Here is a 6,664-nt window from a genome sequence, read left to right as displayed (position 1 = left end):
GGTGTATAAGAGACAGGCGGGACACTGCGCGGCAAGCCGCGCAGAAAGCGAACAGATCCGCTGACGCGGATCCGGGCGGCGCTGACGCGCCGCCAACTACCCGCGCAAGCGCGGGTAGTACGCCTCCCGCAGCGGAGTCCCGTAACCCGGGCCGCAAGCGGCCCGGGTTACGGGACTCCGCTGCGCTCCGCCCCGAGCCGCTCCCGCAAGCGGGAGCGGCCGGCCGTCCGCTGCGCTCCCGACCTCAACTACTCAGCTCCAGCAGCAGGGGGCGGCTGATGGTGCATCATGCATGGTGCCTGTGTACTGATTGGGAACCATACCCATGCCCCGAGGTAGCCGACGCACCGCCCGGCCCTGATCCACGCAGTCCCTGAACGGCAGCCCACGTGCGTGACTGGGTCTCTGGACCCCTATAGAGGGGTCCAGAGGACGAGCGCTGGCCGCAAGCGGCTCCCGCGGTGCCTGAACGGGTAGCCGCTTGCCATGAAACGGTGGTTGAAGTGGATTAGTGCAGCGGTGTCGTAGGTGTCCTTCAGCCCGGACTTGCGGTTGGTCAGGGTTTAGGTGCCGTCGGTGTTGGCCTTCAGGTCCTTCGCGTAGCCCTTGGGGGTGGTGAAGGAGCCGTCGGAGGCTTCGGTGAAGCGCAGGATGTCGCCGGTGGCGCCGGTGAGGACGACCTCGTTCTCGGAGCGGTACAGGGAGCGCTCGTATTCCTGCCACCACCGCTGGGCGACCAGCCCGCCGGTGCCGTCGAAGGAGTTGTAGGTGCGGGCCAGTCGCAGCTTCTGGCCCACGCCGAGGCGACCTCGAAGTCGGTGGCGGCGAGCATCAGGTTGCCGGTGGACAGGTTGATCCGGGCCACGAGCGAGTCGGTGATCCGGAAGTCGGTGATCTGGTGCCATGGCACCGCGCCCTGACCGCCCGGTACGGTGACCGGCTCGCCGCCATCGTCCTGCAGGGACGGTGCTGCGGATGTTTTGGGGGCCTTGCCGGCGAGCCTGCTCTTCTGGGCTGCTTGCCAGGCCTTCTCCCCAGCCGACGCCGGCGCCTCCGCCTCACTGGGCACCGGGCGGTTGGTGCCGACCTTGACCGGCGGGACCTCGAATCGTGGTCCGTCCGTCTTGCCCCATACCGAGGCCGGACCCGGGTCGGGAGCGGTGGTCGGCTCGGCCAGGGCCGGGACCGCCGACGCGGCCAGCGACAGGGCCGCGACGGTGGCGACCAAGCCGTAGCGCGTCGATCTGCGGGCACGCCGAAGAGACGTGCCCGAAGCACGTGAACGCATCGAAGTTCCCCCACGAAGGAGCTATCCGGCGACCCCAACGGCCACCGGGCGCACACACGTTCACACAGGAAGTCCACAGACAGCCCGGACTGCCCCCGAAGATCGACCACACACGAGCAAGATCAAGACATCTCGCATCACGGAAGTCACGGCTCTCCCCCGCGCGAGAGCGGGGCTCTTCCCCATGGGGATGATTGTGGCAACCGGATCCGGGGAGGCATTACGGCTTGATCTCTTGCGACTTGCGTGATGGGAGGCGTCCGTGTGACTGGACGCCTCAGGGTGCCGCAGCTCGGCGGATGGGCATCATCGTCTCCACGGTGTCCCGGGCAAGGTGCTCATGGATGAGGCGGCCGATCGTGTCGGGCTGCTCCAGGGGGACGAGGTGGGAGGCTCCGGGCACGACGGCCAGCCGGGAGTCCGGGAGTGCCCGGTACAGGGCGATGGTGTGTTCCAGGCTCACCAGGTCGTCGTCGCCCGAGACGACGAGGGTGGACGCTCCGATGCCGGCCAGTTGTCCTGTGGTGAGGGTGGGCTGGGTGCGCCACATGTCGAGCACCTTGGCCGCCACCACCGGCCAGTGGTCCGGTCCGTCGGGTGAGACGGATGCGTACAGTTCGCGGAAGAAGGCGAGTTCGTCGCCGTCCGGCGTCATCGCGTCCAGCATGGCCGGATCGGCGAAGCATTCGGGAGCGGGCCGGAAGCCCGCCCCGATCACCACGATCTTCCGGACCAGGTCCGGTCGGGCGACGGCGAGGAGCAGCGCGACGATGCCTCCGTCGCTCCAGCCGACCAGGTGCGCCGGCTCGCCCATCACCGCTTCGACGAAGGCCGCCGTGTCCTCGGCCATGTCCTGGTAGGAGAGCGGTCCGGGGACGTCGGGGGTGTGTCCGTGCGCTCGGCGTTCGGGGAGGAACAGGTGGTTGTGTGCCGCCAGGTCGGTGCGCAGCACGCCCCAGGTGTCGTTGGTGCAGAAGCCGCCGTGCAGCAGCAGCATGGGCTCACCGGAGCCCTCGGTCTCGTACCAGGTGCGTACGCCCGGCAGCTCCGCGTGGTGGCCCATGTCCTTCGCCGCCTTCCCGTGCTCTGCTCTGCGTCTGCGGCCAGTCTCCGCCGGGGTGAGGGCTGCCGCCACAGGGCTGCCGCGCGGCGGCCGGCGCATGGGCGGTGTCCACCCCGCCAGCGCGGCGAGGTCCGTGGCGTCGGCCGGATGCGGAGCTCAGGAGCGGGTGGTGGAGCCGCGGACGTTGAGGGTCCAGTCGTGGCGGCGTACGGTTCCGGGCTCGGCCGTGCCGGCGAGCAGGTCGCTCAGCAGGGCGGCGCAGGCTTGCCCGTACTCGGCCGCCCGCAGGTCGACCGCTGTCACCTGCGGGTGGGTTCCGCGTGCCGCGGCGCCGTCGACGCATGCGGCCACCAGCAGGTCGGCGCCCGTGCGCAGCCCGGCGCGCAGCGCGGCCGCGAGCACCCCGGGCACCGCGCCGTCGGGGGCGCACACCACCGCGTCCAGGTCGGGGACGGTGGCGATGAGGTCGGTGGTGGCGGCGTCGGCCTGGGCCGGTGTGGCGGCGAACGGGACGGTCCGCACGGTCACCTCGACGTCTTTTCGGCGGCTCCAGGTGTCCGCGGCGGCGTGGAGTGCCGCGGCCCAGTCGGAGCCGGAGCCGGGTGCCAGCAGGGCGGGGCGGCGTGCGCCGCGCTCGGCGAGGTGGTCCAGCAGGGCGGTGAGCGAGGCCGCGTTGTCGCAGACCACGGCGCCGCTGGGCGCGGCGCCGCCGCCGAGGTAGCGCTCGCCGGTGACCACCGGGACGTCCGCGTCGAGCAGGTCGGGGACGGAGGGGTCTGCGATGTCGGGGTCGATCACCAGCAGGCCGTCGACGCGGGAGGCCAGCCCTCCGCCGGACGCGGTGTGGGGGCCGAGCAGGACGACGTCGAGCCCGTCCTCCCGGGCCCGTTCGACTGCTCCGAAGGCCAGCTTCATGTAGTAGTCCAGGCGGGTGCCGGTGCGCGGCAGGTACAGGCCGATCGCCCCGGTGCTGGAGCGGCGGAGGCTGCGGGCGGCGGTGTTGGGCCGGTAGCCGAGCTCCTGCGCGATGTTCCGGACGTGCCGGCGGGTGGTCTCGGATACCCGGCCGGCGCCGCCGAGCGCGTTGGAGGCGGTGCTCTTGGACACCCCGGCCGCCCGGGCCACGTCGATGAGCGTCACGGAGCGGCTGGTCACAGCGCGAGTCTAGACCCCGGCGGGCGCCGCTCCCCCCGCCCGCCGGCTCCTCTTGCTGGAACGTTCCAGCATCCTTATGGTGGACGTGCTGCTGGAACGTTCCAGCAACGGGCTCCCCGGTCCGTACCACCCCTTCAGGAGGCACCCGCATGACGCGCGGATTCGACGTTGTAGAGACCGGAATCGCGGACCTGCGCGCGGCGCTGGAGAAGGGCGAGACCACCGCGGTCGAGCTGCTCGACGCCTACCTCGCGCGGATCGACGCCTACGACCGGCCCGGTACCGCCACCGCGCTCAACGCGATGGTCGTGCTCAACCCGGACGCCCGCGCCGAGGCGGAGGCGTCCGACGCCCGCCGCGCGCGCGGCGAGGCCCTCGGGCCGCTGGACGGCATCCCGTACACCGCGAAGGACAGCTACCTCGCCAAGGGGCTGACGGCGGCGGCCGGCTCACCGGCCTTCGAGCACCTGGTCGCCCAGCGCGACGCCTTCGCCATCGAGCGGCTGCGCGCCGGCGGGGCCGTCCTCATCGGCCTGACCAACATGCCGCCGATGGCCAACGGAGGCATGCAGCGCGGCGTGTACGGGCGCGCGGAGAGCCCGTACAGCGCCGACTGGCTGACCAGCGCCTACGGCTCCGGCTCCTCCAACGGCTCGGGCACCGCGACGGCGGCCTCCTTCGGCGCGTTCGGGCTCGGTGAGGAGACCTGGTCCTCGGGCCGGGCGCCGGCCTCGTACAACGCGCTGTGCGCCTACACGCCGAGCCGCGGCGTGATCTCCGTCCGCGGCAACTGGCCGCTGGTGCCGACCATGGACGTCGTCGTCCCGCACACCCGCACCATGGCCGACCTGCTGGAAGTGCTCGACGTCATCGTCGCCGACGACCCGCAGACCCGGGGCGACCTCTGGCGCGCGCAGCCCTGGGTGACGCTGCCGGCGGCCTCGCAGGTGCGTCCGGCCGCCTATCCGGCGCTCGCGCCCGCCGACGCCTCGGCGGCGGTCGCCGCGCTGGCCGGCAAGCGGGTCGGCGTCCCGAAGATGTACATCAACGCCGACCCCGGAGCCGGGACGAACCCCGAGGGCGGCATCGGCGGCCAGACCGGGCAGCGGATCGACACCCGCCCCTCGGTGATCGCCCTGTGGCAGGCCGCCCGGCGTGACCTGGAGGCGGCCGGAGCCGAGGTGGTCGAGGTCGACTTCCCCGTCGTCACGAACTACGAGTCCGACCGCCCCGGCGCGCCCTCCCTGCCCACCCGCGGGCTGGTCAGCCGCGACTTCCTCACGGTCGAGATCGAGGACCTGTCCGCCTGGGCGTGGGACGACTTCCTGCGGGCCAACGGCGACCCGCAGCTCGGCACCCTGGCCGAGGTCGACGGCGACCGCATCTGGCCCAAGGCCCAGGGCGAGCTTCCCGACCGGTACGACGGCTTCGACGACACCATCGCCGACTACCCGCGCTTCGCGCGCGAGCGGCCGTACGCCTCCTTCACCGACATGCCGCACGTCGAAGCCGGACTGCGCGGACTGGAAGAGACCCGCCGCGTCGACCTGGAGGTGTGGATGGACGGACTGGGGCTGGACGCGGTGGTCTTCCCCGCCGTCGCCGACGTGGGGCCCGCGGACATGGACATCCGTGAGGCGTCCGCCGACCTCGGCTGGCGCAACGGTGTGTGGGTCGCCAACGGCAACCTCGTCCCCCGGCACCTGGGAATCCCCACCGTGACCGTGCCCATGGGCACCATGACCGACACCGGCATGCCCGTCGGCCTGACCCTCGCGGGCCGCGCCTACGACGACAACGCCCTGCTCACTCTCGCAGCGGCCTTCGAGATGACCGGCACGCGCCGGACTGAGCCCCCGCGCACGCCCCGGCTCGGGACCGAGTGACCTGACGGCACGCACCGCGCCCCGGCGGACGGCCGTCAGTAGTCGAGGTCGAGGTAGTCGATGTCGTTCAGGGAGACGTCGGTCAGGCCGAGGGCGCGGGTGCCGCCGTCTTGGAAGTACACGTCCTTGAAGCCCTCGGCGATGATGTCGCGCAGCCGCTGGTCGTCGGCGCCCTGGGCCTGGGCGTCGAAGAGGCGGCGGGCGTGGAGGGGGGTGAGGTGGACGGTGAGACGGCGCATGCGGCCGTCGTCGGTGGTGCCGACGGGGGCGGTGTAGCCGAACCGGGCCCGGGTCTCGACCGTGATGCCGGTGGTGGTGGCGGCCTGCCGCCGGCGCCGGCGGCGGATGCGGGGCTGCCAGCGGGAGCGGACGGCTTCGTTGATCCGGGCGGCGATCTCGGGGGGCGGAGTGCGGCGGGCGCCGCGCCGGTAGCGGTTGACGGAGTCGGCGGTGACGCCGATCTCCGCGGCGACGGCCCGGGTGGTCTTCAGGGTGCGCAGCAGGAAGTTGATCTGGCCTTGGAGGGTTTTCGGGGGTTGGCGGGTGAAGCCTTCGCGGTCGGCGCGTTCCAGGGCGTCGTCGATCTCGGGCACCGGCTGCTACTCCCCTTCGGCGACGGCGTCGCCGCCCTTGATGTGGCGGGCGGGATTGAGGCCGTGCTCGATGAGGTCGACGGCCCAGGACATCTCCTGCACTCCTTCGAGCTTGGCAAGACCGGGGGTGGCTCCGAGGCGGAAGGCTCCGGGGAGAGGCTTGCCGCTGGTGCTGTGGGGGAGGAAGTCGAGCGGGGAGGGCCCGGGTGAGGGGTAGACGACGCAGTCGGAGAGCACCGCGAGGGGGTAGCGCCCGGTGAACTCCGCCATGCGCAGCATCTTGCGGTGCATGTTGACGCGGGTCTTGGAGATGACGGCGGCGCGGATGTCGGGTCGCCAGGTGGGGCGCTCCAGGGCGGGCCAGCGTTCGCCCTCGCGGTAGCGGCGGCCCTGGGGGCGCTCGCGGAGCTTGCCGACGCCGCCCTTGACGGTGGCCTTGACGGCGGCGAGGACGGCCGCCAGACCGGGGTCGGTCTGCTGGTGGATCTCCATGGCGAGGAGGAACTCGCGGTCGGTGAGGTCCTTGGTGACGCCGAGGTCGGCGAGGGTGTCGACGTAGGCGTTCTTGAGCCGGTCGTGCCAGGGGTCGAGGTAGGCGCCGCTCTCCCGGCGCAGGTAGCCCTCCAGGGGCTGGACGTTGTGGCCGAGCTCCTGGGCGTAGGCGACGGTGTGGGTCTGG

5 protein-coding genes and 1 pseudogene are annotated in these 6,664 nt (G+C 72.2%); 1 reads left to right on the top strand and 5 read right to left on the bottom strand.

What is annotated here, in order from left to right:
• Window positions 1-563 precede the first annotated feature (563 nt).
• The 3 genes from C6N75_RS30800 to C6N75_RS19425 all read right to left on the bottom strand — a co-directional run bounded on the left by C6N75_RS30800 (window position 564) and on the right by C6N75_RS19425 (window position 3,506).
• Entirely contained in the window at window positions 564-797 is a 234-nt protein-coding gene (locus tag C6N75_RS30800) for a DUF6531 domain-containing protein (protein WP_181160540.1), read from the bottom strand.
• A 768-nt stretch (window positions 798-1,565) separates the two neighbouring features.
• Window positions 1,566-2,351, bottom strand: a complete 786-nt coding sequence (locus C6N75_RS19430) for an alpha/beta fold hydrolase (protein WP_105870188.1) — start codon at window positions 2,349-2,351, stop codon at window positions 1,566-1,568.
• Between the two features lie 156 nt (window positions 2,352-2,507).
• Window positions 2,508-3,506, bottom strand: a complete 999-nt coding sequence (locus C6N75_RS19425) for a LacI family DNA-binding transcriptional regulator (protein ID WP_105870187.1) — start codon at window positions 3,504-3,506, stop codon at window positions 2,508-2,510.
• Window positions 3,507-3,655: 149 nt separating this feature from the next.
• Here C6N75_RS19425 and C6N75_RS19420 point away from each other — a divergent pair, with 149 nt between their 5' ends.
• On the top strand, window positions 3,656-5,392 hold the full coding sequence (locus tag C6N75_RS19420) for an amidase (RefSeq protein WP_105870186.1): 1,737 nt from the start codon (window positions 3,656-3,658) through the stop codon (window positions 5,390-5,392).
• A gap of 35 nt (window positions 5,393-5,427) precedes the next feature.
• On the opposite strand, the gene tpg is transcribed toward C6N75_RS19420, so the two are convergent.
• Both tpg and C6N75_RS19410 read right to left on the bottom strand, forming a co-directional pair.
• Window positions 5,428-5,985, bottom strand: a complete 558-nt coding sequence (tpg, locus tag C6N75_RS19415; RefSeq protein WP_105870185.1) for a telomere-protecting terminal protein Tpg — start codon at window positions 5,983-5,985, stop codon at window positions 5,428-5,430.
• Between the two features lie 6 nt (window positions 5,986-5,991).
• Window positions 5,992-6,664: pseudogene (locus C6N75_RS19410) on the bottom strand (telomere-associated protein Tap); the annotation flags it as partial.

The sequence above is a fragment of the Streptomyces solincola genome (assembly GCF_002982015.1).
In the GTDB taxonomy this organism is placed as follows: domain Bacteria; phylum Actinomycetota; class Actinomycetes; order Streptomycetales; family Streptomycetaceae; genus Streptomyces; species Streptomyces solincola.
The sequence above is the reverse complement of the archived record's forward strand: the minus strand, read 5'-3'. Positions and strand labels throughout refer to the sequence as shown.

Bases quoted from the DNA above. Each gene is read 5' to 3' on its own strand.
- C6N75_RS19430 (WP_105870188.1), bottom strand. From the start codon at position 2,351: ATGGGCCACCACGCGGAGCTGCCGGGCGTACGCACCTGGTACGAGACC.
- C6N75_RS19420 (WP_105870186.1), top strand. From the start codon at position 3,656: ATGACGCGCGGATTCGACGTTGTAGAGACCGGAATCGCGGACCTGCGC.